At 65.4% G+C, this 23,296-nt stretch carries 26 protein-coding genes, 1 tRNA gene and 1 riboswitch; of the genes, 14 read left to right on the top strand and 13 right to left on the bottom strand.

Annotated elements, in window-relative coordinates:
- Positions 1-46: 46 nt before the first annotated feature.
- Entirely contained in the window at positions 47-751 is a 705-nt protein-coding gene (gene deoD / locus ACP156_RS12900) for a purine-nucleoside phosphorylase (RefSeq protein ID WP_425051738.1), read from the bottom strand.
- An 81-nt stretch (positions 752-832) separates the two neighbouring features.
- On the opposite strand from deoD, the gene ACP156_RS12905 reads away from it, so the two are divergent.
- Positions 833-1,303 carry an excalibur calcium-binding domain-containing protein gene (locus ACP156_RS12905; RefSeq protein ID WP_425051739.1) on the top strand — a complete coding sequence of 157 codons (471 nt, stop codon included), beginning with the start codon at positions 833-835 and terminating at the stop codon, positions 1,301-1,303.
- Positions 1,304-1,376: 73 nt separating this feature from the next.
- On the top strand, positions 1,377-1,799 hold the full coding sequence (locus ACP156_RS12910; protein ID WP_425051740.1) for a zf-TFIIB domain-containing protein: 423 nt from the start codon (positions 1,377-1,379) through the stop codon (positions 1,797-1,799).
- Positions 1,800-1,817: 18 nt separating this feature from the next.
- Here the strand turns inward: ACP156_RS12910 and ACP156_RS12915 are convergent, their stop codons facing one another.
- A complete protein-coding gene (locus ACP156_RS12915; RefSeq protein ID WP_425051741.1) occupies positions 1,818-2,150 on the bottom strand; it encodes an EamA family transporter in 333 nt (110 codons plus the stop codon).
- Between the two features lie 173 nt (positions 2,151-2,323).
- Between ACP156_RS12915 and ACP156_RS12920 the strand changes: the two genes are divergently transcribed.
- Positions 2,324-2,596: a GlsB/YeaQ/YmgE family stress response membrane protein gene (locus ACP156_RS12920; protein ID WP_425051742.1), complete on the top strand. Its 273-nt coding sequence runs from the start codon at positions 2,324-2,326 to the stop codon at positions 2,594-2,596.
- Between the two features lie 6 nt (positions 2,597-2,602).
- Here the strand turns inward: ACP156_RS12920 and ACP156_RS12925 are convergent, their stop codons facing one another.
- From ACP156_RS12925 to uvrB, 5 genes are all read right to left on the bottom strand, one after another.
- Positions 2,603-3,001 (bottom strand): GFA family protein, encoded by a 399-nt coding sequence (locus tag ACP156_RS12925; protein WP_425051743.1) that lies wholly within the window; start codon positions 2,999-3,001, stop codon positions 2,603-2,605.
- Positions 3,002-3,099: 98 nt separating this feature from the next.
- Positions 3,100-3,372 (bottom strand): hypothetical protein, encoded by a 273-nt coding sequence (locus ACP156_RS12930; RefSeq protein ID WP_425051744.1) that lies wholly within the window; start codon positions 3,370-3,372, stop codon positions 3,100-3,102.
- Between the two features lie 316 nt (positions 3,373-3,688).
- Entirely contained in the window at positions 3,689-4,444 is a 756-nt protein-coding gene (locus ACP156_RS12935; protein ID WP_425051745.1) for a DUF6782 family putative metallopeptidase, read from the bottom strand.
- Between the two features lie 66 nt (positions 4,445-4,510).
- Positions 4,511-4,864: a hypothetical protein gene (locus ACP156_RS12940; RefSeq protein ID WP_425051746.1), complete on the bottom strand. Its 354-nt coding sequence runs from the start codon at positions 4,862-4,864 to the stop codon at positions 4,511-4,513.
- On the bottom strand, positions 4,861-7,053 hold the full coding sequence (gene uvrB / locus ACP156_RS12945; RefSeq protein ID WP_425051747.1) for an excinuclease ABC subunit UvrB: 2,193 nt from the start codon (positions 7,051-7,053) through the stop codon (positions 4,861-4,863). The genes ACP156_RS12940 and uvrB overlap by 4 nt, the downstream gene beginning before the upstream one ends.
- Positions 7,054-7,564: 511 nt before the next feature.
- On the opposite strand from uvrB, the gene ACP156_RS12950 reads away from it, so the two are divergent.
- Entirely contained in the window at positions 7,565-7,876 is a 312-nt protein-coding gene (locus ACP156_RS12950) for an ETC complex I subunit (RefSeq protein ID WP_425051748.1), read from the top strand.
- Between the two features lie 106 nt (positions 7,877-7,982).
- Positions 7,983-8,059: transfer RNA gene (locus tag ACP156_RS12955), tRNA-Arg, on the top strand.
- Positions 8,060-8,216: 157 nt separating this feature from the next.
- On the opposite strand, the gene ACP156_RS12960 is transcribed toward ACP156_RS12955, so the two are convergent.
- From ACP156_RS12960 to ACP156_RS12970, 3 genes are read right to left on the bottom strand one after another with little or no spacing between them, the layout of a single operon-like run.
- A complete protein-coding gene (locus ACP156_RS12960; protein WP_425051749.1) occupies positions 8,217-9,404 on the bottom strand; it encodes a hypothetical protein in 1,188 nt (395 codons plus the stop codon).
- Entirely contained in the window at positions 9,368-9,919 is a 552-nt protein-coding gene (locus tag ACP156_RS12965; protein ID WP_425051750.1) for a hypothetical protein, read from the bottom strand. Before ACP156_RS12965 ends, ACP156_RS12960 begins: the two co-directional genes overlap by 37 nt.
- A 6-nt stretch (positions 9,920-9,925) precedes the next feature.
- Positions 9,926-10,276, bottom strand: a complete 351-nt coding sequence (locus tag ACP156_RS12970) for a hypothetical protein (RefSeq protein WP_425051751.1) — start codon at positions 10,274-10,276, stop codon at positions 9,926-9,928.
- Between the two features lie 399 nt (positions 10,277-10,675).
- Here ACP156_RS12970 and ACP156_RS12975 point away from each other — a divergent pair, with 399 nt between their 5' ends.
- From ACP156_RS12975 to ACP156_RS13015, 9 genes are all read left to right on the top strand, one after another.
- On the top strand, positions 10,676-12,097 hold the full coding sequence (locus ACP156_RS12975; protein ID WP_425051752.1) for an amidase: 1,422 nt from the start codon (positions 10,676-10,678) through the stop codon (positions 12,095-12,097).
- A gap of 282 nt (positions 12,098-12,379) precedes the next feature.
- A complete protein-coding gene (locus ACP156_RS12980; protein WP_425051753.1) occupies positions 12,380-12,610 on the top strand; it encodes a hypothetical protein in 231 nt (76 codons plus the stop codon).
- 12 nt (positions 12,611-12,622) lie between these two features.
- Positions 12,623-14,065 (top strand): ABC transporter substrate-binding protein, encoded by a 1,443-nt coding sequence (locus tag ACP156_RS12985; RefSeq protein WP_425051754.1) that lies wholly within the window; start codon positions 12,623-12,625, stop codon positions 14,063-14,065.
- A 109-nt stretch (positions 14,066-14,174) separates the two neighbouring features.
- Positions 14,175-15,143 (top strand): ABC transporter permease, encoded by a 969-nt coding sequence (locus ACP156_RS12990; protein ID WP_425051755.1) that lies wholly within the window; start codon positions 14,175-14,177, stop codon positions 15,141-15,143.
- The gene (locus ACP156_RS12995; protein ID WP_425051756.1) at positions 15,140-17,596 is read left to right on the top strand and encodes an ATP-binding cassette domain-containing protein; all 2,457 of its coding nucleotides are present in this window, start codon (positions 15,140-15,142) and stop codon (positions 17,594-17,596) included. The genes ACP156_RS12990 and ACP156_RS12995 overlap by 4 nt, the downstream gene beginning before the upstream one ends.
- Positions 17,593-18,813: a HupE/UreJ family protein gene (locus ACP156_RS13000; RefSeq protein ID WP_425051757.1), complete on the top strand. Its 1,221-nt coding sequence runs from the start codon at positions 17,593-17,595 to the stop codon at positions 18,811-18,813. Before ACP156_RS12995 ends, ACP156_RS13000 begins: the two co-directional genes overlap by 4 nt.
- Entirely contained in the window at positions 18,813-19,415 is a 603-nt protein-coding gene (locus ACP156_RS13005; RefSeq protein WP_425051758.1) for a hypothetical protein, read from the top strand. The genes ACP156_RS13000 and ACP156_RS13005 overlap by 1 nt, the downstream gene beginning before the upstream one ends.
- Positions 19,412-20,017, top strand: a complete 606-nt coding sequence (locus ACP156_RS13010) for a hypothetical protein (RefSeq protein WP_425051759.1) — start codon at positions 19,412-19,414, stop codon at positions 20,015-20,017. Before ACP156_RS13005 ends, ACP156_RS13010 begins: the two co-directional genes overlap by 4 nt.
- Before the next feature lie 4 nt (positions 20,018-20,021).
- A complete protein-coding gene (locus tag ACP156_RS13015) occupies positions 20,022-20,534 on the top strand; it encodes a hypothetical protein (protein ID WP_425051760.1) in 513 nt (170 codons plus the stop codon).
- Positions 20,535-20,559: 25 nt separating this feature from the next.
- Here the strand turns inward: ACP156_RS13015 and ACP156_RS13020 are convergent, their stop codons facing one another.
- The 3 genes from ACP156_RS13020 to ACP156_RS13030 form a co-directional block, all read right to left on the bottom strand.
- Entirely contained in the window at positions 20,560-21,288 is a 729-nt protein-coding gene (locus ACP156_RS13020) for an anti-sigma factor (RefSeq protein ID WP_425051761.1), read from the bottom strand.
- Positions 21,285-21,812 (bottom strand): sigma-70 family RNA polymerase sigma factor, encoded by a 528-nt coding sequence (locus ACP156_RS13025; protein ID WP_425051762.1) that lies wholly within the window; start codon positions 21,810-21,812, stop codon positions 21,285-21,287. The genes ACP156_RS13020 and ACP156_RS13025 overlap by 4 nt, the downstream gene beginning before the upstream one ends.
- Positions 21,813-22,007: 195 nt before the next feature.
- Complete coding sequence (locus ACP156_RS13030; RefSeq protein ID WP_425051909.1) at positions 22,008-22,772, bottom strand: DUF4394 domain-containing protein; 765 nt, start codon at positions 22,770-22,772, stop codon at positions 22,008-22,010.
- A gap of 208 nt (positions 22,773-22,980) precedes the next feature.
- A riboswitch (cobalamin riboswitch) is annotated at positions 22,981-23,195 on the top strand.
- Positions 23,196-23,296 lie beyond the last annotated feature (101 nt).

The following is a 23,296-nucleotide window of genomic DNA, read 5'->3' on the forward strand; positions in this document are numbered from 1 at the left end:
CTCGTCCGTCCGCTTTGCACCCTTTCTGCCGCGTCAGGCCGGGGGGTCAAGCGAAAGCGGCTTCCAGCGCGATCTCGACCATCTCGCCGAACGACCGTTCGCGGTCGGAAGACGGCAGGTCCTCGCCGGTCAGCAGATGGTCCGAGACGGTCAACACCGACAGCGCCCGGCAGGCATGACGCGCCGCGAGGATGTAAAGCTCGGCGGTTTCCATCTCGACGGCAAGCACGCCATGGCGGGTCATCGCCTCGTTCAGGTCGGGCCGCTCGTCGTAGAACACGTCGGAGGAATAGATGTTGCCGACATGCGGCGACAGTCCCTTGCCGCGCGCGGCGGTGACGGCGGCTTCAAGCAGGCCGAAATCGGCGCAGGGGGCGAAGTTCAGCTCTCGCAGGATGCCGGCGGAGGGCGTCGACAACGTGGTCGAGGTCATCGCGATGACGATATCCCGCAGCGCCACGCTTTCCTGCATCGCCCCGGCGGAACCGATGCGGATCAACGTCTTGGCGCCATAGTCGCGGATCAGCTCGTTCACGTAGATCGACAGCGAGGGCATACCCATCCCGGTGCCGTGGATCGTCACGCGGTTGCCGTTCCATGTCCCGGTGTAGCCCAGCATGCCACGGACCTCGTTCACGCAAACAGGGTCGTCGAGGAAGGTCTTCGCCGCCCATTCCGCCCGGCGCGGATCGCCCGGAAGCAGGACGGTCTCGGCGATGTCGCCTGGCTTCGCGCCGATGTGAATGGTCATATGGCTGTCTCCCTTTCCGTGTCCGGGCAGCTTATCCCGGCCGCCCCACCTGCGCCATAATCGAAGGGTAGGCGGTTTGCCATGGACGCAACGACACCCCGCCAGCAGCGTCGCGCCCGCCGGGCCGAACGTCGGATCGCGCAGGCCGAAGCCTTGCGGCGCAAGGCGTTCTCGCCCCTGCGCATCGCGGGCCTGATCGCGGGCGTGCCGTTGGTGGCGACGGCGCTGACGGTGTCGATCTTCATCCGCACATCAGAGTTTTCCAACGTCGACGCGGTCCGGCACCTTTATGCGCTTGCGGGGTGCGACCACGCCCGCAAGGTTGGGCTTGCGCCGGCCGCGAAGGGCTTCCCGGGCTACCATCCGCGCTATGACGTGGACGGAAACGGCATCGCTTGCGAAGGCGTGGGGCTGATGACGGGGCCGCGGCTGGTGAATCTTCCTGCCGCTGCGCCGGTCCCGGTGGCCGAGGCCGCGCCGGAAGCCGCACCGCTGCCCGAGGCCGAAACGCCGCGGCGGATGGACGGCGGGGCCAAGTTCCTGCGTCCCTGAACCTTTCGTGTGGTGTCGTTGCGTTGGCGGCCTGCGGCTCCCATGTCGGCTGCGACACAAAGGAGACCCGCGTATGAAATGCCCCACCTGTGACGCCGATCTGGTTATGACCGAACGCCACGGAGTCGAGATCGACTATTGCCCGAAATGCCGGGGGGTCTGGCTTGACCGGGGCGAACTGGACAAGATCATCGAGAAGGCCACCGGCCCGCTGGTCCAGCCCGAGCCCGAGCCGGAGCTGCCCCCGCGCCGCGCACCCGATCCGCAGGTCTGGCAGGAGCCCTACCGCGAGCCCCCGCGCGAATATCACGAGCGCCGCGACCGGCCTGAAACCCGCTATGGAGACCGGTACGAGGACCGGGGCGAGCGGTACCGCGAGGATGACCGCAATCGGGATGACGACGATTACCGGTATGACGACCGCCGCCGCGACGGGAAGCACTACAAGAAGCGGCGGCGCAAATCGATCCTGTCCGAGATCTTCGATTTCGACTAAGCCGCCGGGCGCGGCAGGCTAGCGCACCATCAGCACGATGGCCGCCATGGCGCAGCCGATGCCGCCGACCTCGCGCCAGCTGATGCGCTCGCCAAAGAACACGCTTCCGATCACGCACAGCGCCAGAAGACTGAACATCGCGTAGGCCACACCGGCCTGCGCAAGAGAGATATGCCGCATCGCGAGAAACCACGCGACGGCAGAGATCGCGTACAGCGCGCAGCCCACGGCCAGCGGCATCGAGGCAAGGCCGTGCCCCTTGTCGGCGGCGAGTTTGAGAAGCGTGTCACCGATGATGACGATCAGCGCGCAAGCCAGCGCGAATATGTAACCTGTTGCAAAATTTATCATTTAGGAACCCAAAGGACAGAAAGCGCCCGGACTGAAGCCGGAAACCGTGTGGCGTTAAATAACTTGGTACATAAGTATTTCGGGCAAAGCGGGTGAGGCAAAGTCTGGTATTCCACCGTAATGGGCTAGGTTGCCGCTTTGGATCGAATGCAGGATCGAATGTGGAGGCAAGGATGGAAGGTGTACTTGGGGCCATGGGGGTCATGGCGCTTGTCATCATGGCGGTGATCGGCCTGCTGGCCGGATGGATCGCCGGTACGGTCGCAGGGCGGAACCGTGGCATGTACATGCTGCTGGGCGTCGTTGGCGCCTGCGCCGCGCCGTTCCTGTTCGCGGCGCTGGGCATCGGACTTCTGGCCGCGTGGGGCGTGTTCGCGATCATCGTCTTCGCGCTGATCGGCTCGGTGGTGGTGCTGTTTCTCGGAAAGCTGCTGTTCGACCGCTAGTGGCGGTCAGTACCACATGTCATGGACCGTGCGCCCGTCCATCGGCAGATCCTCGAACGTATCCAGCCCGTCGAAATGCCGGATCGGCAGGTGCGCCACCGTGTCCGGCTCGGACAGTCGCACGTTGACCGCGATCCGGGTGCGTCCGTCCGGGTCGGGCTTCAGCCCCTTCCAATGGGTGACGCAGCCGCAGGTGGGGCAGAAGTGGAAGCCCAGCGCGGCATCCTCGCGCGGGCGGACATAGGCCCGCGTCTCGCCGGTGACGGTGATCCGCTCGTCCACCCAGTCATAGATCCACAGCGGCGCATAGCGCCTGCAGGCGGTACAGTTGCACGCCGTCGCGTCGCCGGGGTCTCCGTCGAACGTCCAACTGACAGCGCCGCACAGGCAGGTTCCGGTGAGCATGGGCAGGACCCTCCTTCACCGGAACCGAAACCTATCCCGCGGCGTCGGGCAAGCCTTGTGCGCCGCGCCGCGGGAAATGCGCCGAAATGCGCCTTGGGTCAGCCTTTGGCGCCGTCCAGAGGGACAAGGCGGCGCACGGTCTGGATCGCCTGCCAGCCGTTGTCCGAGTTGGTGGTGTAGTTGATCTGAAGCACATCGCCGGGGACGACGCCCAGCGGCATCTCGAGGCTGGCGGGCAGGTACCACACAGTGTGGTCGGTAAAGGTCAACTGGTGGCTGGCCGCATCGTAAAGCGCGACGGTGCCAGAGGTCTGGTCGGCCAGCGCGGGAGCGGCAGCAAGGAGAAGGGACGCGGCGAGAATGGCGCGCATGTCGATGTCCGTGATGAGGGGGTGGCCCTGGGGGAAACCCTTGCGGCGGCCGTGCGGAGCCTCTGCGCCCCGGCTGGCGACGCATATACGCTCAAATCGTGAGTCGTGGAAGTGGGATTGTTGCGCACGAAACCGCCGCGGAGAGTGGCACGGCGGTTTCGAGGAAGCTTCTCGGCGCGCATTCGACAGGGTAATTCCGGGGATGAGGCGCTGTAGACTCGCTTCGTGGAACGATCCTACCAGAAAACGGACCGAGTCGCGACGGGGTCTTCGGGAAAGCAGGGGGGATGCGTTGAAAACGCACCCTACGGGACATTCATTCCGGGGGGGCGCAAACGTACTCGGTTCCGTCCGGCAGCCTGCACAGACGGCCGAAGAACGCGGGGTCGACCGTCCCGTAGCTGGGCAGGCGGTGTTCCCTTTCCTGCTCTTCCAAGAACAGCAGGCACGAGTCGACATAGTACAGGTCTTTCCGCGTCTCGTTCGCGTACCACTGGTCGAACGCGGCCGAGGCGGCGAGGGCGACGTCCTGCCCGGCCGCGCGCGCTGTTGCGTAGGCGGCGAGGATGTCGGCCTGCAAAGGCCAATTCGCCAGTGCATTCCACATCGCCGGATCGCCGTTCGCCCGAAGCGCGTCGGCAATCACGACGGTTGCCACAGAGGCGTCGGCTTCCATCGCGAATATCACCTCGGCGTGCTCCCGCATGGACAGGCCGGGGACGGGGCAGGCGTCGATGGCGAATTGCTGGGCGTGGCGAAGCTCGTGAAAGAAGACGGCCTGCTGCAACCCGACCGGAAGATCGGCGGCAAAGACCATGTGCCGGGTGTCGGGTTCGAAGAAACCCTGCGCGCCGACCGGCGGCTCGGCGATGCAGACGGCCTTGACTGCGGCGTGGAAGGCGTCGGCAAGGTTCGGATAGATGCCGTCCACCTGATCGAGAGCGGTCTGAAGCGCGGCGAGCGCGGGTTGCTCTGCCAGCGTGGGGGTGCAGGTCATCTCTTGCGCTTGGACAGCGAAGGGCCATGCGACGCAGGTCGCGGCAAAAAGGGCCACGGTCGCGGTCCTGATCAACGCGTGCTCCTCCCCCTATTTCTTACCCGCTCCGCCTTTGGCGCAAGGCGTCGCGTCCCCTCACGTCTAGCCGCAGGCGTCGATTGCCTCGCGATGCGCCTTGCCCGCGTCGTTCATGCGGCTGCGCAGGTCGGACGTGCCCAGACCGTGTTCGTTCGCGACCAACTCCAGTCCGGCGTCCCAGGCGTCGGCCATCTCCTGACCCGCCGCCATGTTCGCAATGTAGAGGGTGCCGATCTTCGTGTAGAGATCATAATCCTCTGCGGCGAGCGTTCCGGCCAGCGTCTCTTCGGCGCAGGCGCACTGGTCCTCATCCGTGCCGCTCATGTCGAGGCACATATCCGTCGAGCCGTCGGCCAGCACCTGCGTGCCGGTCAGCATCGCGGCCAGAGCCACGGCTTGCGTGATCGTGCGTCTCATCGCTTCCTCCTCTTTACGTTGCCTCCGCGCTGCCCCGGCCTCCCCGCCGTGCTGCGCCCTTTCACGCCGACAGCGGCCTCTGCGGCGGCCTCCACCGCAGACTGCCGCGCCAGCGGGTCGTCGTGGATGGCGAGGTCGACAGCTTCCAGCCGCTTGATCTCGTCCCGAAGCCGGGCGGCCTCCTCGAATTCGAGGTTCTCGGCCGCCTTCCGCATGTCGTCGCGCAACCCGTCGAGATGCGCCTGAAGATTGCCGCCCGCCACCTTGTCGACCTTGGCGGTGACGCGGTTCATGTCGGTATCGCCCTGATACAGGCCCGCCAGCACGTCCTCGACGTTCTTGCGGACCGTCTCTGGGGTGATGCCATGTTCCTCGTTATAGGCGATCTGCTTTTCGCGGCGGCGCTCGGTCTCTCCCAAAGCGCGCTCCATCGAACCGGTGATGCGGTCGGCGTACATGATCACCCGCCCGTCCGCGTTCCGCGCGGCGCGGCCGATGGTCTGAATCAGCGAGGTTTCAGAGCGCAGGAAGCCTTCCTTGTCGGCGTCGAGGATCGCCACCAGTCCGCACTCGGGGATGTCGAGGCCCTCGCGCAGCAGGTTGATGCCGATCAGCACGTCGAAAGCGCCCAGCCGCAGGTCGCGCAGGATTTCGATCCGCTCGATCGTGTCGATGTCCGAGTGCATATAGCGCACGCGGATGCCCTGTTCGTGCATGTACTCGGTCAGGTCCTCGGCCATCCGCTTGGTCAGCGTGGTGACCAGCGTGCGATAGCCCGCGTCGGCCACCTTGCGGACTTCGTCCAGCAAGTCGTCGACCTGCGTTTCGACCGGCCGGATTTCGACCTGAGGGTCCAGCAGGCCGGTCGGGCGGATGACCTGTTCGGTAAACACGCCGCCGGTCTGTTCCAGTTCCCACGATCCCGGGGTCGCCGAGACGTAGACCGACTGCGGGCGCATCGCGTCCCATTCCTCGAACTTCAGGGGGCGGTTGTCCATGCACGAGGGCAGGCGGAAGCCGTGTTCTGCCAGCGTGAACTTGCGGCGATAGTCGCCCCGGTACATGCCGCCGATCTGCGGCACCGAGACGTGGCTTTCGTCGCAGAACACCAGCGCGTTGTCGGGGATGAACTCGAACAGGGTGGGGGGCGGTTCGCCCGGTGCGCGGCCGGTGAGATAGCGGGAGTAGTTCTCGATACCGTTGCAGACGCCGGTCGCCTCGAGCATCTCGATGTCGAAGTTGGTGCGCTGTTCCAGCCGCTGCGCTTCCAGCAGCTTGCCTTCGCCGACCAGCTGATCCAGCCGCTGCCGCAGCTCTTTCTTGATGCCGATCACGGCCTGATTCATCGTCGGGCGGGGTGTCACATAGTGGCTGTTGGCGTAGACGCGGATGCGGTCGAAAGTGTCGGTCTTTTCGCCGGTGAGCGGGTCGAACTCTGTGATCGACTCCAGCTCTTCGCCGAAGAACGACAGCCGCCACGCCCGGTCTTCAAGGTGCGCGGGGAAGATCTCGAGCACGTCGCCCCGGACACGGAAACTGCCGCGCTGGAATGCATGATCGTTGCGGCGGTACTGCTGCGCCACGAGGTCGGCCATCACCTGCCGCTGGTCGTATTCCTTGCCGACGTGCAGGTCCTGCGTCATCGCCCCGTACGTCTCGACCGAGCCGATGCCGTAGATGCACGAGACCGAGGCCACGATGATCACGTCGTCGCGCTCGAGAAGCGCCCGGGTGGCCGAGTGGCGCATCCGGTCGATCTGTTCGTTGATCTGGCTTTCCTTCTCGATGAAGGTATCGGTCCGCGGCACGTAGGCTTCGGGCTGGTAGTAGTCGTAGTAGGATACGAAGTACTCGACCGCGTTGTCGGGGAAGAAGCCCTTGAACTCGCCATACAACTGCGCCGCCAGCGTCTTGTTGGGTGCAAGGATGATCGCCGGTCGCTGGGTTTCCGCGATGACCTTCGCCATCGTGTAGGTCTTGCCGGTGCCCGTCGCGCCCAGCAGCACCTGGTCGCGCTCGCCGTCATAGACACCCTGCTTCAGCTCCGCGATCGCCGTCGGCTGGTCGCCGGCGGGCTTGAACTCGGTCTGCATGACGATCTGCTTGCCGCCTTCCAGCTTCTCGCGGGTGCGCACATCCGCGGCTGCGGCGTGCAGGATCGGCATTTGGTCGGGGCGATTGTTGTGCATCTGCTGATTCCGGCTGGGACAGGATCACAATTGTGTCTGCCGCGGCGGGCTTCAACCCCCGGCCACTGACACCGTCGTGTCAGCAGCTGTCAGCGAGAGTCAGCCGATGCAGATACCGTACGGGTCTGGTGCCGCAGTTCTGCCCAAATTCGTCAGCAATGTTCGAATCGTGCAGCGCCAGAGGCCGTCGGTATGTGCCCGCAGCCTCGTCCTGCAACAGTTTTCCCAGCCAAGCGGCGGCAACACGCCAAAGCGTCAGCAAGAAGCCGCTCAACCTATGGTTTAATTCTTGTTGATCTTAACGCCGATGACGGTTACGTTGATTGTGCAAGCAGCAGCACGCTGTCGGACGCCCCCGTTGCACCCACCCCACCCCTCAAAGACTACGCGGGCGTCCGACAGCACCTAAACCCCCGAACATCCCCACCGATCCCGCAAAAGCGCCGCATTGCGCAGTTGCGATCCCGGCGCTATCTCTGCCATACCGTCGCCAGACGTCAGGAGATCGCCGATGACCGCCCGCATCTACAAGCCCGCCCGCAACGCGATGCAGTCCGGAACCGCCAAGACCCGTGACTGGGTTCTTGAATTCGCGGCCGACAGCGCGCGCGAGGTCGATCCGCTGATGGGCTGGACCTCGTCCACCGACACGCAGGCGCAGGTACGGATCCGGTTCTCGACGAAGGAAGCGGCGCTGGAATACGCCGAAGAGCACGGCATCGACGCGCAGGTCATGGAACCGCAGTCGCGCAAACCCAACATCCGCGCCCGCGGCTATGGCGAGAACTTCGCCACCGACCGCCGCGGCCCCTGGACCCACTAAACCCCGATCAGGGACGCGGCCTGTGGCCGCCCCTGTCCCACGTTTTGCCACAAGCCGCGCAACGCGCCTTGATCTGCCGCGCACCGTATCGCAAAACACCGCCAGCGGTCCCTTAGCTCAACTGGATAGAGCAGCTGACTTCTAATCAGCAGGTTCGGGGTTCGAGTCCTCGAGGGATCGCCAGTTCTTACAGTTCTTATTGATGCGGTGCAGGCGGGCATCCGACGCGCGCTGAGGTGTTGCGGGTGCTACCTGCATCGGTACTGCCAATCTCTCAGCAGAGCGGCATGGTCCGTCCGGCCGTACCAATGCGTTGCGTCCTTTCGGCCTTCACCGCCTGTCATTTGTCCGGCACCGAGATCCGATTTTCATACCGGTCGAGGAAACCCATCTGCATGCAGAAGCTGCCGCCATGCCGCTCCAGCATTATCTTCATGACGCGCATACGGGCTGGGTCTGCAGCGGTCTCACTCGGTATCGCGTTTCCGATGGCGTCGGCCAAGCAAAGCTCTTCCAGACCCGGATATGTGAAGGCGAGCCCGTCCGCGGCCGTCATGAAGCCTATGACCATGTCGGCGTTCGTGTGCATGTCTTCGAGATAGGAACGGACTTCGGCGTAAAGCTCCGAATCTTCCGGAACGGGCATCCCCATGAAGGCCAGACGGTGAAAACCAAGACGGCCGACGGCATTGTCGCCGACGATGCGAAGGGTCCCTCCGATGAACATAAGCGCACAAGCGGACTCGCAATTGCCAAGAGCGGTGGTGAACACACCGCGATCGCGAAGCATGCGGCCCGCCTTTATCGCCTCTCTGAAGTCGGTGCCGCCCACGGAACCAAGGTTGAGCATCTTGAGGAACTGGTTGCTGTCGAGTGCATCGCGCAGTTGCTCGGTGAACCCGGGCTCGATGACGCCGGAAATGGTCATCGTACTTTGCGCCATATCCAACTGGGTCTCGAAACCCGACGGGGCCGCTGCATTTGCCTCGACCCGATCGGTTCCGAAGAACCCTGCGCACCTGGAGTTCCAGTATATTGCCGGTTCCGATTTCGGCTCCCACTTGTCGTATCCATAGCCTGCTTGCGAGATTTGCCCGACAAGCGATTTTATACGCCACGTGAAACGCACCATCTCGCCGGCCGCCGCGTCGTCCTGCAAGTCTCGCCAGGTGGTCCGGAAGTAGGCTACGATTTGGCGTGAAAGCTCGGGGTCGCCCATCTGGCGCGCTTTCCGAAAGCACTCCCCAGAGCCAGAGATGTCAGCCCGCAGCGTCTCCCAGTCCGCGCTTTTGGCTTCGGGCGTATCGGGCGCCTTCCAGTCCCTGAACTTCTCGACAATGCCGCGGCATGGTCGAATGGTCTCAAGTTCCTCCGGCTCTACATCCGGCACGACGGCGCGCTCCAGCGCTTCGAAACAGGCCTGAAACGCCTGGTCGGACCCAACAGGGTCGATGTCGGCCTGCGCCAGAAGCGGGGTGGCGACCGTCAGGCTCAGGAGGACTGCGCAGAGTTTTCCAAGTCCAGGCATATTGACGAAAGCTCCTTGGCCCCGGTGTAAAGATCGCGCCCGATAAGACGCGCGTCGTGCTCTCTTAGATACCGGAAATACCCGCGCTCCTGACCGATGGCCTGGGGGCAGAAATACTCAAGCACCATCGACCTGTCGCACGTCCGGGACTGGTAGCAGAAATAGAGTTCATCGAGAAAATAGCCGATCCGCATCGTCGCAGCGCGCGCGGTTTCTTCCTTGTCGAGCTGCTCTATCAGGAAAAACCCATAGTTGTCGGCGGACACAGCGCCGGTCGACACAAGTTCTGCGAATTCGCCGCGCTCGCGCCAAAACTGTAGCAGCTCCATACGGGCGTTCAGCATCTCGTCTTCCGCGAAGCGTTCGATATACGAGATCGCCTCTAGCCTGCGGCTGTCAATCTTGCTGCGGTAGATGTCGATCGAGTACTGGGCTGCCGCGAAAACGGCGACGAAGACCGTCGCGATCTTGGACCACTTGTCAATCTTGCCGGACGGTTTGGAGACGTCGCTCATGCAGGCTCAGCGCGCAAATGTGCAGGCTTCGAGGTCGATGGAGATCAAAGCTTCAGCCTCCACCTCTTCGGTCTCTGTCGCGATCTTTTGCAGGCAGGGCAGCATGCGGACAGGGACGAGAATGGCTTCGGGTTGTGCATTCGGGTCCCGATCCGGCACGTTGACGAACTCGTTGCTGACCGGGCCCTCGGACACGTCCGGGACGTCGGGGCATTCTGCCGGACGAATGACGGTGAAATCATAGACCTTCGCAGCTTCGTAAGCGCTGGCGTTCTCTGCGATGCAGGCGATGGCGGTGCGCGACAGGACGAACTGGAGAGACTGCGCGGATGTCGAAACAGAAAGGGCAAAGACCATCGTCAGGCCGCAAAGGCCCCGGAGTACGAAACTGGATCTTGCCATTGTCGGCCCCTGCAATCACGGCATCTGAAACGGTGCAGCCACTCAGAATCCGTTGAGCGACACGCCGAAAATAACAATGAACCGAAGGCTCTTTGCAACCTTGTTTGAAGGTTAGTCTGCGTATGCACACGTCGACCCTGACACAAAGTCAGCGGACCGGCTGCGATTGTCTGTATTCTTGACCCGCATTTCTGCAAGCTTGCGGGGAAGAGGTCGAGTGACGGACGTGCGGAAGAGGCTTCCAGTTCCCTTTTCACAAGAGCGCGTCTTGCCGGTGTGCTTCAGACCGGGCAAGTCTGTTTGCAACGCCCGGCGCCACCTGACCGGACCGCCGGAACGATCGAAGGAACGCAGATGTCGAAGACCGCCCCCTTGTGGCAATGGAGCGCGACCGAACTCGCCGCCGGAATACGCTCGGGCGCGGTTTCGGCGGTCGAGGCGACGGAAGCGGCTCTTGCGCGGATGGACCAGATCAATCCGCAACTGAACGCGGTGGTCGAAAGCCTTGCCGACGAAGCCCGCGCAGAGGCCGCGGCGCTGGATGCGGGTGGTGTGTCCAACGGCGCGCTACATGGCGTGCCGGTGACCATCAAGATCAACGTGGATCAGCGCGGCCACGCCACCAGCAACGGCGTGACCGCGTTCAAGGACGTCATCGCGCCGGATGACGCGCCCGTCGTGCGGAACCTCAAGGCCGCGGGCGCCATCGTGATCGGGCGCACCAACACGCCGGAGTTTTCCTTCCGCGCGGACACCGACAACCCGCTGTTTGGCCGAACGATGAACCCCTGGGGCAGTCACCTGTCGCCGGGCGGTTCGTCGGGCGGCGCCGGGGCAGCCGTGATGGCCGGGATCGGTGCTTTGGCGCATGGCAACGACATCGGCGGGTCGCTGCGTTTCCCGGCCTCGGCCAACGGTGCGGTCACGGTCAAACCCGGACTGGGGCGCGTGCCGGCTTGGAACCCCAGCCAGAAGGCCGAGAGGGGCCTGCTGGCGCAGTCGATGTCGGTGCAGGGCCTGATTGCCAGGACGGCTTCCGATCTGAACCTGTCGATGCCCGCCCTCATCGCGGCCGACCCCCGCGACCCGTTCCACGTTCCGATGCCGTGGCGCGGCGCGGCGCTGGACGGCCCGGTGCGCGTCGCCGTCTCGCGGGATGATTTCGGCTTCGGTTTGCATCCGGACGTGGCGACCGCGATCGACAAGGCGGCGTCGGCCCTGTCCAATGCCGGCTATGACGTCGTCGAGACAGAGCCTCCGCTGGCGCGCGAAACCGGCGAGATCGGGTATCGGGCGCTGATGGGCGAGGTGAAGGCGCTGCTTGGCGCCGATATCCGGACCTACGGTTCTGACGATCTAAACGTGATCTTCGACGCATATTACGACGAGTTCCCGCCGTTCGAGGGAGACGAACTGCTTCGGATGCTGGCGCGGCGCTCGCACTATGCGCGCGCGTGGTCGCTGTTCCTTGAAGACCATCCCCTGGTGCTGACGCCGTTCCTGCTGGCTCCGTTCTTCGAGGCGGGGCGGGACACTGAAGGCCCCGAGGGCGTGCGCGAGGTTCTGGGGCGCGCGCATTGGTCGTTCATCATGAACTTCACCGGATTGCCGGCGGGTAATTTGCCGACGCATATCGCCGAAATGCCCAAGGGCCCCCAACCGATCGGCGTGCAGATCGCGGGGCGCAGATGGCGGGAAGACCTGATCGTCGATGCAATGCAGGCCATCGAGGCAGAGATCCCTCCGGTCTGCACGACGCTGTGGGACAGGCTCTGACGCGGCAGGCGAGAGATGCAATAGCGGCCTGCAACAGCGCGACCCGTATTCAGGTGCGGGCATGCTTCCGCGAGCCGAACCAAGACGCAGGCAATCGCCCGGCAAAGCCCCCAGGTGCGATGACGGCGGGGAACGACGGCTTTCGGACCGGACGGAATTGTTGACAAATCCTGTCGGATATTGAAAGTCACATGCGCGAGAACGCATCTGTCACCGTCTTCCGCTGCGCCATACCCAACCCGATTAGGCACTGGTGCTCGTTGGTCCCCAAGGAGCCCGCCTATGAACACCAGATTCCTTTCACTTGCTGCCGCGATGCTGTTGACCATGTGTCACGGCGCTGCGGCTCAGGACATCCGCGCCGGCGAATCCGGCAACGCGGTTCCGCCCGCGATCTTCATGAGCGCCGAAGACCATCAAGGACCGGTCGAGGCCGAGGAACTGACGCTGGGTATGTGGGTGAAGGCGGGCAACGTCACCACCTACACGATTGGCAACAGCTGGAACGACTAGGTTCTCTGGCTGATGTACGACAAGCTGCGCGAACCGTCTCCGTATGTGGGCAAGGCCGAGGACTGGCTGGCGACCTCGATCGAGCAGGTGTCTGACGACGCGACCGTGTGGGAAATCACGCTGCGCGAGGGCGTGACCTGGCATGACGGCACCGAGTTCACCGCCGAGGACGTGGCCTTTACCTTCGAGTACTACCGCGAAGGCCCCGCGAACCGCTGGACTCACCACGCCAGTTCGGTGCCGCGCATGGTCGGGATCGAAGTGCTGGACAAGTACAAGGTCCGGCTGACGTCCGAAAAGCCGATGCCGAACTTCGACCGGATCACCGCGACCGACCTGCCGATCATCCAGAAGGCACAGTGGGAAGGCGTGGAAGAGCCCCGCAGCTTCACCGAGATCGGCATCGGCACCGGGCCCTACAAGCTCGTCGACTACGAGGCCGACCGGTACTATCGCTTCGAAGCGAACGAGGACTACTGGCGCGGTGTGCCGACCGTGAAGAAGCTGAACCTCGTGATGATCAAGGACCCGCAGACCATGTTCACCGCCCTGAAGACGGGCGAGATCGACGGCGCGGCGCGTCCGGTGCCGCCGGAACTGGTGCTTCAGTGGCAGAACGATCCGGATCTCGAACTGATCAGCGCGCCGACCCTTTGGGGCGTCTGGCTGGACATCAACGTGGCGCGCGAACCGTTTGACGACCGCGACCTGCGCCGGGCCATCACCATGGCCATCGACCCGACACCGATGCTGGACCGCGTGGTGCTGGGGCAGGGCAAGTCGGGCGCAAGCAGCTGGCCGCACGTCGACAGCTTCTGGACCAAGCCGGACCTTGCCGCGCCGAATGATCCCGAGGGGGCGAAGGCGCTTCTGGACGAGTTGGGCTATGTCGACACCGATGGCGACGGCGTGCGTGAAACGCCCGAGGGCGAGCCGCTGGTCTGGGACCTGAAGATCGCGTCGAACCAGCCCCTGTTCCTGCGCGCCGCAGAGATCGTCGGTCAGCAGCTTGGCGAGATCGGCGTGAATGTCGAAGTCGCGTCGATGGATCCGGGCGCGCTGGCGGAGCTCTGGCGGACCCGCGAATTCGACCTGCGCATCGCTGACATCACTCCGCACGGCATCGCCGACCAGGACATGCTGATCATTCTCTACCGGGGCGATGCGGGGCGCGAGATGGTCGTCGACGAAGAGAAAAAGGCCATCGTCGACCGCTGGCTGGAGGCCCAGACCCGCGAAGAACGCCTGCGGATCAGCTACGAGTTGCAGGACTATCAGACCAAGTATCCCAACCGCGTGATGCTCTGGTACCCGGAGTCGGTCTTCGCCTACCGGTGGGACTCCTACGACAACTATGCGCCGTCGGCGGGTTACGGGATCTTCCACAAGTATTCGTTCCTGCCGGGGGAGGTGCGTGAAGGCACCGTCGATCCGCTGATCATGGAATCGAACTAAGGCGGTGGCGGGGGAAACCCCGCCCCACCCACCCATCAGTTTTATCGAGATGCGGGACGCGTTCTGACCCGTGCCACCCTTCGTGTCTGCATCCGGGACCGCTGCCTTCATGGTCTATCTCCGCATCATCCTGCAATACGCCGCCGTCCTTGCGGTGGCGCTGTCGCTGAACTTCCTGCTGCCCCGCATCGCGCCCGGCGAGCCGATCGACTTTCTGCTGCCAGAGGACGTTCTGGCCGAGATGACCCCCGAGGACGAAGCGCGGGTGATGCGCGAGTTCGGTCTGGACAAGCCGATCCTCGCGCAGTTCGGCGACTACGTCGCGGGCGTGTTCTCGGGCGATCTGGGTACTTCGGTCAGCTACGGGATGCCGGTGTGGGACATCGTCTTCGACCGTCTGCCCTGGACGCTCTTGCTGATGGGCTGGGCGCTGGCGATCAGCGCCTTCCTCGGATCGGCGCTGGGCGTCATGGCGGCGCGCTGGCGCGGCGGGGCCTTTGACGTCGGTTCGCTGGTGGCAATCATTTTCGTGGGCTCGGCGCCGCCGTTCTGGGTTGCGATGCTGCTGATCACGCTGTTCGCCGCCAATCTCGGCTGGCTGCCGTCTTTCGGCGCGGCGCCGCTGGCGGCGATCCCGGGAAGCTGGGAATGGATCAAGGGCGTCGGCATCCGGCTGATCATGCCGGTCACCGCGCTGGCGCTGGTGCAGACGGCGAATATCCTGCTGACCGCGCGTTCGGCGATGCAGATCGCGATGGGGCAGGACTATGTCACCTTCGCGCGGGCCAAGGGCGCGGGCGAGGGGCGGGTGTTCCGCAAGCACGCGTTCCGTAACGCGCTGCTGCCGATCTACACCAACGTGATGATCGGGATCGGCAACCTCGTTGGCGGTGCGCTGGTGATCGAGACGGTGTTCGCCTACCCGGGCATCGGCTCGCTGATCGTCGAAGGCGTCGGGGCGCGGGACTACAACCTTCTGCAGGGCGTGTTCCTTCTGGCGACGCTTGGCGTGGTGATCGCCAACCTGATCGCGGATCTTGGGTATCCGTTGCTGGATCCGAGGGCCCGTCGCGCATGACCGAGGCGACGCTAGAAATCGGCGCGGAACAACTGCGCCCCCGCCGCCGGATCGAGTTCCAGCCGGTGCAATGGGCCGGGATCGCGATCATCGCGATCATGCTGCTGGTCGTGATCTTCGGTCCGTTCCTGCTGCCGTGGACGGCGCAGGAAATCTCGTGCCAGCCGTTCGAGACACCGTCGCCCGCGCATCCACTGGGCTGCAACGACGCGGGTCAGGACCTTGTGGCCGGGGTGCTGACCGGCGGCCGGGTGTCGCTGGGCGTGGGCATCGCGACGGCGCTGGTCACCACCTTGTTCGCCACGGCGGTTGCGATTGCCGCGGCCTATCGCGGAGGTCTGACGGACCAGATCCTGATGCGGCTGGTCGACGTGGTGATGTCGCTGCCGTTCCTGCCGCTGGTGATCGTGCTGGGCGCCTTCCTTGGCGCGTCGCTGCCGGTGCAGGTGCTGGTGATCAGCCTCGTCATGTGGGCGCAGCCGGTGCGCGAACTCCGGTCGCAGGCGCTAAGCCTTCGCGCCTCGGACTACGTGAAGGCATCGCGCGCGATGGGTGGCGGGTTCCTGTGGGTGACACGCCGGCACATCCTGCCCGACCTTGCGCCGCTGATCGTGCCGCAATTCGTCCGGGTGGCCCATAACGCGATCCTGATCGAAAGCTCGCTGTCTTTCCTTGGCCTTGGCGACCCGCTGCGGAAAAGCTGGGGCACGATCCTATTCCACGCCAATGCGCGCACGGCCTTCCTGACCGACAGCTGGGTCTGGTGGATTCTGCCGCCCGGCGTCGCGATTGCACTGGCCGTTACCGCCTTCGCACTGATCGGCTATGGCGTCGGCGAGCGGCGACTGGGGAAGGTGCCGGCCAACACGCCTGCGGCTGGCGTCGCGCCCGAGGATGCCGGGGCGCTGTGCCTGCGCAAGGTGTCCGTCACCTATCACGGCGACCACCCGGTTCCGGCGGTCCAGAGTGTTTCTTTGGATCTGAAGCCGGGCGAACTGGTCGGGCTGGTCGGAGAGTCCGGGTCCGGCAAGTCGACGCTGGGCATGGCGCTGATGCGGCTGTTGGCCCCGGCGGCGCAGATCTCGGGCGGTGCGGCGTGGCTGGGGGGAAGGAACCTGCTGGCGCTGGCGCAAGAAGACCTGCGCGCCCTGCGCGGCCAACGGATCGCGCTGGTGCCGCAGTCGGCGATGAACGCGCTGAACCCGGTGCGCCCGATCGGCTGGCAGATCGCCGAGGCGCTGAAGCTGCACGGCAACCCCGCCACACCGAAGCGGGTGGCAGAGTTGCTGGAGCTGGTTCAGATCCCGCCGGCCCGCGCCGCCGCCTATCCGCACGAACTGTCAGGCGGGATGCGGCAGCGGGTGGTCATCGCCATCGCGCTTGCGAACGACCCCGAGGTGCTGATCGCGGACGAGCCGACAACGGGTCTGGACGTACTGGTGCAGGCCGGGATCATGGACCTGCTCGCCGACCTGCGCCGGCAACGCGGCATCGCGATGCTGTTCATCACGCATGACCTGCCGCTGATCACCGGGGCTGCGGACCGGCTGGCCTTCATGGAGGCCGGGCGCATCGTGGAAACCGGGACGCCTGCCCAGTTGCGCACCGGCGCGACCCATCCGCATACCCGCGCCCTGTTCGCCGCCATCCCGGCTCTGGACGCAGCGAAGCTGTGGCAGCGGGACGCCCCGCAGGGGGCGCCCGTGCTGGAGCTTCAGGACGTGTCGCAGACCTTCAACGCCGGGTGGCTTGCACGGCTGCGCGGAGGCCGTCCGGTGGCGGCGGTGCAGGACGTGTCGCTGTCGCTGAAACCGGGCGAGGTTCTGGGGCTTGTGGGCGGATCGGGATCCGGCAAGACCTCGACCGCGCGGCTGGCGCTGGGCATGACGGCGCCGGATGCGGGTACGGTACGCGTGGACGGCATGCCTTTGGGCCATGGCCGGAACGAAGCGGCGCATATGATTTTCCAGGACCCGTACCAATCGCTGCGCCCCCGGATGCGGGTGGCGGACGCGGTGGCCGAGCCGTTGCGCATCGCGGGCAAACCCGTCGACCCCGCCCGGATCCGCGAGGCTCTGTCCTCGGTCAGGCTGCCCAGCGATCCGGCCTTTCTCGATCGCGAGGTCGGTGCGCTTTCGGGCGGCCAGCGTCAGCGGGTGGCTTTCGCCCGCGCCTGGGTCACGCGGCCGCGCATCGTGCTGGCGGACGAACCGACCTCGATGCTGGACCAGTCGATCCGGCTGGACGTGCTGGGGCTGCTGGAAGAGATGCGTCAAAGCCTTGGCACCGCGATCCTGTTCATCACCCACGACCTTGTCCTGGCGCGGCACTTCTGCGACCGCATCGCGGTGATGCAGGAGGGGCGTATCGTCGAGGAAGGCCCCGCAGACGAGGTCGCGCTGCACCCGCGCGAACCCTACACCAAGCGGCTGATCGACGCGGTGGCGCAATGAGACGGCTGTTCCTTGCATTGGTGCTTGTGTGCCTCGCGCAGGCGGCGACCGCGCATTTTTCCCAGAACGGGCAGGCGCGGATCATCGTGCTGGATCGCGAGAGCGACACGCTGTTCCTGCGCATTCCGGCTCCGCTGGTCTTTGCCGAGGAGCTGTCGCGCCGCGACGGCGCTTCCGGCCGGGTCGAGGCCGAGTTCATCGAGCCGGTGATGGTCGGCGGTCGCTGGGGCCACAGGCTGGACCTGCCGGCCATCGCGGCGCGCCCCGATGCCTTCATGGCGAAGGTGGCGAACGGTTACCGGCTAAGCGGTGAGGGTGGCGTGCTGTCGCCCGAGCCGGTCGGCTGGGCCATCCACCGTCTGAACGAGCTGCAACCCTTCGTCACTCCGGACGATGCCCGCGCCTCGGTCAGCGGGCAAGGTGCGGATGCGCCCTGGGTCTCGGAAGCGGTGATCGAGATCGCCCTGCGCCTTCCGCAAACCCCGGCGCGGCTGAGCGTACAAAGCGTGCTGCCAGAGATCGTGCTGCCGCCCACTGTGTTTATCGACAATCACCTGCTGGATTGGCAGGGCGGCGGGGTGCAGCGCTATGACGTGCTTGGACAACTGACCGACCCGGTGACGATGAAACGCGATCTGCCGGCCGCTTTGGGCCGGATGATCGGCGAGGGCGTGCGGCATATCATCGAGGGGCTGGACCATGTGCTGTTCGTCGTCTGCCTTACGCTGGCCGCGACCGGGCTGCGGTCGCTGCTGCTGGCGATCACCGGCTTCACGCTTGGCCACTCGGTCACCCTGATCGCGGGGTTCTTCGGGCTGACGCCGGGCGGCGCATGGTTCCCGCCGGTGGTCGAGGCGGCCATCGCGGCCTCTATCGTCTGGGCCGGGCTGCTGGCGGTGCTGGGCCGGGGCAGGGGGCCGGGGCTGGCGGTGACCTCGGCGCTGGGGCTGCTGCACGGTTTCGGCTTTGCCTTCGTGCTGAACGACGTGTTGGGACGACAGGCGCCGGACCTTGTCGTGTCGCTGGTGACTTTCAACATCGGCGTCGAGATCGGACAGCTGATGATCGTCGGCGTTGTGCTGGCGCTGCTTTGGCCGCTGCGCCGCGACCGCCCCCGCTGGGCCCGTGCGGCGACCCTTGTGGTCGCAGGCGGCGCGGTGCTGATCGCGGGCGCGCTTCTGATCGAACGGATAGACCTGTTAGCGGAGATGGTGTGATGGGACGTTTCCTTTGGCTGATGAATACGCCGGGCGCTCCGCCTGACTTCCTGCACAAGTTGACAGAGCATCGCTTCGATGTGGTGCAGCAGTACGAGATGGACCGTGCCGAGTTCGGTGACTACGACGGCATCATCACCGGCATGCATTCGGACCAGCGCCACCTTGCCTCGCTGGGCGACCGGCTGGGCGCATACATTGATGCGGGCGGCGCGCTGATCTTCAGCGGTCATGTTTCGCACCCGTTCCTTCCCGGCCTGACACCGTTCCGCCCGGTCGAGCAGAAGGGACTGGAAAGCTTGCGCATCCACCTTGAGACGCCGCATCCGCTGACCGAGGGACTGACCAGCGATCACCTGACCTTCCAGCGCACGGTGGCCGGGTTCTATGGCCGGGGCGGCAACCCGCCGCCGCCCGGCGCGACGGTTCTTGCCAGCGTCGGGTTCGACCGGGTGCCGGTCGACTGGATCGAGCGGCGTGGCAAGGGCTGGCTTTACGTGCATTGCGGCAACGACCTTTGGGCGCACTACCGCCGCGCCGACCCCGAGGGTCTCGGCCACCTGCGCCGGGTCTTCGATTTCTTTGCGGGAGCAACCGTATGACACGCATCGCGGCCGTCGATGGCGGCACCTACTTTCACCACCACACCCTGTGCGAAGAGCCCTTCGCAGGGTGCTTCGACGACATCATCTACATCCGCGATGTGGCCTTTACCGACCTGTCGCCCTACGACGTGGTGTTCCTGCCGTGCCGCCTGAACACGCACCAGATCGCACCGCTGGCGGATCAGCTGACGCATTACATGACCGGCGGCGGCACGCTGGTGGTGATGGGAGAGACCTTCCCCGAGCGCTGGCTGAAGGACATCGACTTCACTCCCTGCGAAACGAACTTCTGGTGGTGGGTCGAGGGCCTGCCCGGCCCTGCGCCCCGGATCGCACGGCCCGAGCATCCGCTGATGGCCGATGTCACGGCGAAGGACTGTATCTGGCACCTGCACGGGCACTTTCACCCGAAGGGCCCGCAGGTACCTGTGATCGAGGACGACGAGGGCGCGCTGCTGATCGAGGATGCCGAAACCTACGCACCGGGCCGCCTGATCGCGACGACGCTGGACCCGTGTTATCACCACGGCTCGCATTTCATGCCGGCCACCACCGCCTTCCTGAAGCGCTTTCTGCCCGCGCTTCGCAAACTGGGATAAGATCATGGACGCCATCACCGTCTTCGACGCCGGCCGGCCGGTCACTTTCACCTTCGCCGATATCATGCGCTACCACGGCCCCGGGTTTCCCGGTGGCGTGGTTCACGGGCTGAAGGCGATGCAAGCGGCGTTTCCGTTGCTGTCCGACACGCCGCCCGAGCGCCGCGAGATCAACCTGCTGACGGCCTTCACCGGGCCGGGCGGGCGCGACGCGATCGAACTGGTCACACGCGCCGTCACCGATGGACGGATGTCGGTGGATCGGTCGCTTGGCGGAAAGAACGTCATCGACGAACTGCCGGGACCTTACCTATGGCGCTTTACCTATCGTGGGCGGACGGTGCAGGCGACGATCCGTCCGGGCCATGTGCGGGAGGAGTTCGTCCGGCTTGGCGCGACGCCCGACCGAAGCGCCGAGCAGGAAGAACGGCTGACCGCCCTGAAGTCCGAGATGGCCGAGCGGCTGCTGCCGCTTCCGGCGCCAGAGGTCTACGCGTGCGAGGTGGTCGAGGCTTAGGCCCCGGCCGCGGGTTCGGCGTGGCTTAGATCACGGGCGCCTTCGCTAGCCCTTTTCCAAGGATCGGGCCGGTGGGCAGGTTCGTTGGCGAACCGCCCTCGGGTTCGACCGTGATCTCGTAAAGCTGCTGCGCGTGCGGTGCTGGCAGGCCCTCGATGGTCAGCGTGTCCGACAGCCCGCGTGCCAGCAGGCCAAGCGAAACGGGCGGGCCGTCGTCCTCGGGCTTGGTCCAGACCTGCATCACACGGTCGGGCGGCACGTCGGCCTGTTCCAACAGCGTGACGCGGGTGGTGTTGTCGGGGCGGCTTTCGACCAGCGCGACGGCCTCGCCCTGCTCGTTCAGAAGCACCGCGATCACCGCCGGCTGGGCCGGGTTCATGAGGGTCCAGCCCAGCGACACCGCCAGCAGCAGCGCAGCGGCGAGACCGCCGATCGCGGCGCCGCGCCAGCGTGTCATCGCACGGCGAACGCCGGACAGGTCGATCACTTCCGCCGGTGCGCGTGCCTCGGCGGGGGTGTCCGCCAAACTGTCCGTGCCGTCGAGATCGCGTTCCACCCGCGCCCAGAAGCCTTCCGGCAGCTCAAGTTCGTCGGCGGTGTCATCAAGGGGGGCAAACCGCGCGCGGGCGCGGTCCAGCCGGGCGGCTATGTCGGGGTCGTCCGCGGCCATCGCCTCGACCCGCGCGACATCCGCCGGGTCCGCAAGGCCCAGCACGATCTCGTCGATCAGCATATCCAGAGAACGGTCTGTCATGACAGACACTCCCTCAGCTTCAGCAGTCCGCGGCGGACCCACGATTTCACCGACCCCAGAGGCGCCTCCATTCGCCCCGCGATTTCCCCATGGCTATGGCCCAGAACGTAAGACGACAGGATCGCCCGCCGCGTCTGAACATCAAGCCCTTCAAGGCAGCGGCGCAGGTCGGTCGTGTCCGCAAGCCTGTCGAAGGCCGTGTCGATCACCTGCGCGTCTTCCGAAGCCGACAGGCGCTCGGGCGAGGTGGCGACCTCGCGATCCTCGGACCGCAGCAAGGTCAGGCAGCGGTTGCGCAGGATGGTGTAGATCCAGCCCTTCGCGCTGCCGCGTTGTGCGTCGAACTGGTGCGCCTTGCGCCAGACCAGAACCAGCGCTTCCTGCACCGCGTCCTGCGCCAGGTCGTCACGGCGCAGCATCCGGCGCGCGACCCCAAGCATCCGGCCACCCTCGGCGTCCATCAGCTTTTGCAGGGCCAGCCGGTCGCCGCCCGCGCAGGATTTCAGCAAGGCTGCATGGTCCATGAAGGGCTGACCCGTATCCTCCCGGCGGTCACCCTCTGTCACCGCCCACATCTCCGAGGTTAGCGGCGGAGGTGAGACTGTCAAACCTCTGGCTGGCGGCGGCTGCCCGGTTTCGATGAAGAAGGTATCCCGCATGGTGCTCGGCAAGGCCGGCGCGGGTCGCTATGCCCGCGCCGGCCGGTCTCGTTCCGCCGATTACATCGCGGTCATGAAGGTGATGTCGCGCAGCACGGCGTCGCCGGCGTCCTGGATTTCCCAGCTTTCCTGAACCGAGCCGTCTTCCAGCGACACGGTGTGCAGCATGCCGCCCGCCGCAAGCCATGCGGTGTTGTTGCCGTCGGCGTCGGTGGCGATGTCGAAGGCATAGGTGTCGGCAGCGTCGATCCCCAGTTTGCCGATGGCGGCCAGCGTGCCGTCATTGGGCGAAATCTGCTGGATCACGGCGACGATGGTCGAATCGATGTCGTACATCGCGGTGCTCTCGGGCATGCCGTACGAGTTGATGTAGGCGGCAGCGACGATGGCCGGTGCCTCGCCCGCGTGCATGTCGGCCTCTTCGAAGGCAAGCGAGCCGTCAACGGTCACCGCACCGCTTTCGATGTCGACGCGGTGGTTGGTGGTGCCCGACATGAAGCGCAGCTTGTTGGCCATCGGGTTGAAGTCGACGATCACCGGGGCGTCGTCCATGATCGGAAGCTCCGTGTCCATCGTCGAGATGACGGTGGCCATGCCGGTTTCCGGGTCGATCTCGACGATCTCAAATGCGTCGGTCACGCCGATCAGCTGGCCGGTGGCGGGGCGAAGGTCGATGCCCAGCAGCTTGTCAACGCCCTCGACTTCCATCGAGGCGGTCACGGTGGCGGTCGTCGCGTCGATCTTGTGCAGCATCTTGTCGCCCGACAGGCCAACGGCCATCAGGCCGCCGTGGCCCGCGGCGAACGCGCCGGTCGCGGAAGTCATCAGGGCGAAAGCGGTCAGTGCGGAGAACTTGTTGAGCATGGAACTCGTCCTTTCCTCGTATCCGGCCGCAGAGGATCCGCGGCCTTGATACCCCTAGGACTCGGGCAAGGGCGCGTTTGGATGCAGACCACCGGAAAAAAATTTCCCCGCACCCGTTCGCCGCCTGCCGCGATGGGGGCACATCTGCCTTGACGCCCGGTCCCCGGACCAGTCTAGTGCGCGCGATGGTTCCCGGTGCGCCTTGGCGATCCGGGATGAAAAGGGAACACGGTGCGGTGTAGCCATCAGGCGCCAATTCCGTGACTGCCCCCGCAACTGTGAGCGGAGAGCGACCCCGAGAAACCCACTGGCCGACAAGGCCGGGAAGGCTTGGGCAAGCGTCGACCCGCAAGTCAGGAGACCTGCCATCGTGACAGAAACTCAACCCGGGCGGGGTGTCCCGGCAGGAGGCCTGACATGATACGACGGCGTACGCCGATCCTTTGCTTGTGGTTCCTGCCCCTCCCCGCAGATGCGCGGAGGGC

The sequence above is a fragment of the Psychromarinibacter sp. S121 genome, from assembly GCF_049801035.1.
Taxonomy (GTDB): Bacteria; Pseudomonadota; Alphaproteobacteria; order Rhodobacterales; family Rhodobacteraceae; genus Psychromarinibacter.

Excerpts from the sequence above, each read along its gene's own strand:
- ACP156_RS12905 (WP_425051739.1), top strand. The coding sequence starts at position 833 with ATGGACGCAACGACACCCCGCCAGCAGCGTCGCGCCCGCCGGGCCGAA.
- ACP156_RS12910 (WP_425051740.1), top strand. The coding sequence starts at position 1,377 with ATGAAATGCCCCACCTGTGACGCCGATCTGGTTATGACCGAACGCCAC.
- ACP156_RS12990 (WP_425051755.1), top strand. The coding sequence starts at position 14,175 with ATGGTCTATCTCCGCATCATCCTGCAATACGCCGCCGTCCTTGCGGTG.
- ACP156_RS13025 (WP_425051762.1), bottom strand. The coding sequence starts at position 21,812 with ATGGACCATGCAGCCTTGCTGAAATCCTGCGCGGGCGGCGACCGGCTG.
- ACP156_RS13005 (WP_425051758.1), top strand. The coding sequence starts at position 18,813 with ATGGGACGTTTCCTTTGGCTGATGAATACGCCGGGCGCTCCGCCTGAC.
- deoD (WP_425051738.1), bottom strand. The coding sequence starts at position 751 with ATGACCATTCACATCGGCGCGAAGCCAGGCGACATCGCCGAGACCGTC.
- ACP156_RS12970 (WP_425051751.1), bottom strand. The coding sequence starts at position 10,276 with ATGGTCTTTGCCCTTTCTGTTTCGACATCCGCGCAGTCTCTCCAGTTC.
- ACP156_RS12940 (WP_425051746.1), bottom strand. The coding sequence starts at position 4,864 with ATGAGACGCACGATCACGCAAGCCGTGGCTCTGGCCGCGATGCTGACC.
- ACP156_RS13010 (WP_425051759.1), top strand. The coding sequence starts at position 19,412 with ATGACACGCATCGCGGCCGTCGATGGCGGCACCTACTTTCACCACCAC.
- ACP156_RS12920 (WP_425051742.1), top strand. The coding sequence starts at position 2,324 with ATGGAAGGTGTACTTGGGGCCATGGGGGTCATGGCGCTTGTCATCATG.
- ACP156_RS13015 (WP_425051760.1), top strand. The coding sequence starts at position 20,022 with ATGGACGCCATCACCGTCTTCGACGCCGGCCGGCCGGTCACTTTCACC.
- ACP156_RS13000 (WP_425051757.1), top strand. The coding sequence starts at position 17,593 with ATGAGACGGCTGTTCCTTGCATTGGTGCTTGTGTGCCTCGCGCAGGCG.
- ACP156_RS12960 (WP_425051749.1), bottom strand. The coding sequence starts at position 9,404 with ATGCCTGGACTTGGAAAACTCTGCGCAGTCCTCCTGAGCCTGACGGTC.
- uvrB (WP_425051747.1), bottom strand. The coding sequence starts at position 7,053 with ATGCACAACAATCGCCCCGACCAAATGCCGATCCTGCACGCCGCAGCC.
- ACP156_RS13030 (WP_425051909.1), bottom strand. The coding sequence starts at position 22,772 with ATGACTTCCGCGACCGGCGCGTTCGCCGCGGGCCACGGCGGCCTGATG.
- ACP156_RS12950 (WP_425051748.1), top strand. The coding sequence starts at position 7,565 with ATGACCGCCCGCATCTACAAGCCCGCCCGCAACGCGATGCAGTCCGGA.
- ACP156_RS12915 (WP_425051741.1), bottom strand. The coding sequence starts at position 2,150 with ATGATAAATTTTGCAACAGGTTACATATTCGCGCTGGCTTGCGCGCTG.
- ACP156_RS12965 (WP_425051750.1), bottom strand. The coding sequence starts at position 9,919 with ATGAGCGACGTCTCCAAACCGTCCGGCAAGATTGACAAGTGGTCCAAG.
- ACP156_RS12995 (WP_425051756.1), top strand. The coding sequence starts at position 15,140 with ATGACCGAGGCGACGCTAGAAATCGGCGCGGAACAACTGCGCCCCCGC.
- ACP156_RS12930 (WP_425051744.1), bottom strand. The coding sequence starts at position 3,372 with ATGCGCGCCATTCTCGCCGCGTCCCTTCTCCTTGCTGCCGCTCCCGCG.
- ACP156_RS12985 (WP_425051754.1), top strand. The coding sequence starts at position 12,623 with ATGTACGACAAGCTGCGCGAACCGTCTCCGTATGTGGGCAAGGCCGAG.
- ACP156_RS12975 (WP_425051752.1), top strand. The coding sequence starts at position 10,676 with ATGTCGAAGACCGCCCCCTTGTGGCAATGGAGCGCGACCGAACTCGCC.
- ACP156_RS12980 (WP_425051753.1), top strand. The coding sequence starts at position 12,380 with ATGAACACCAGATTCCTTTCACTTGCTGCCGCGATGCTGTTGACCATG.
- ACP156_RS12925 (WP_425051743.1), bottom strand. The coding sequence starts at position 3,001 with ATGCTCACCGGAACCTGCCTGTGCGGCGCTGTCAGTTGGACGTTCGAC.
- ACP156_RS13020 (WP_425051761.1), bottom strand. The coding sequence starts at position 21,288 with ATGACAGACCGTTCTCTGGATATGCTGATCGACGAGATCGTGCTGGGC.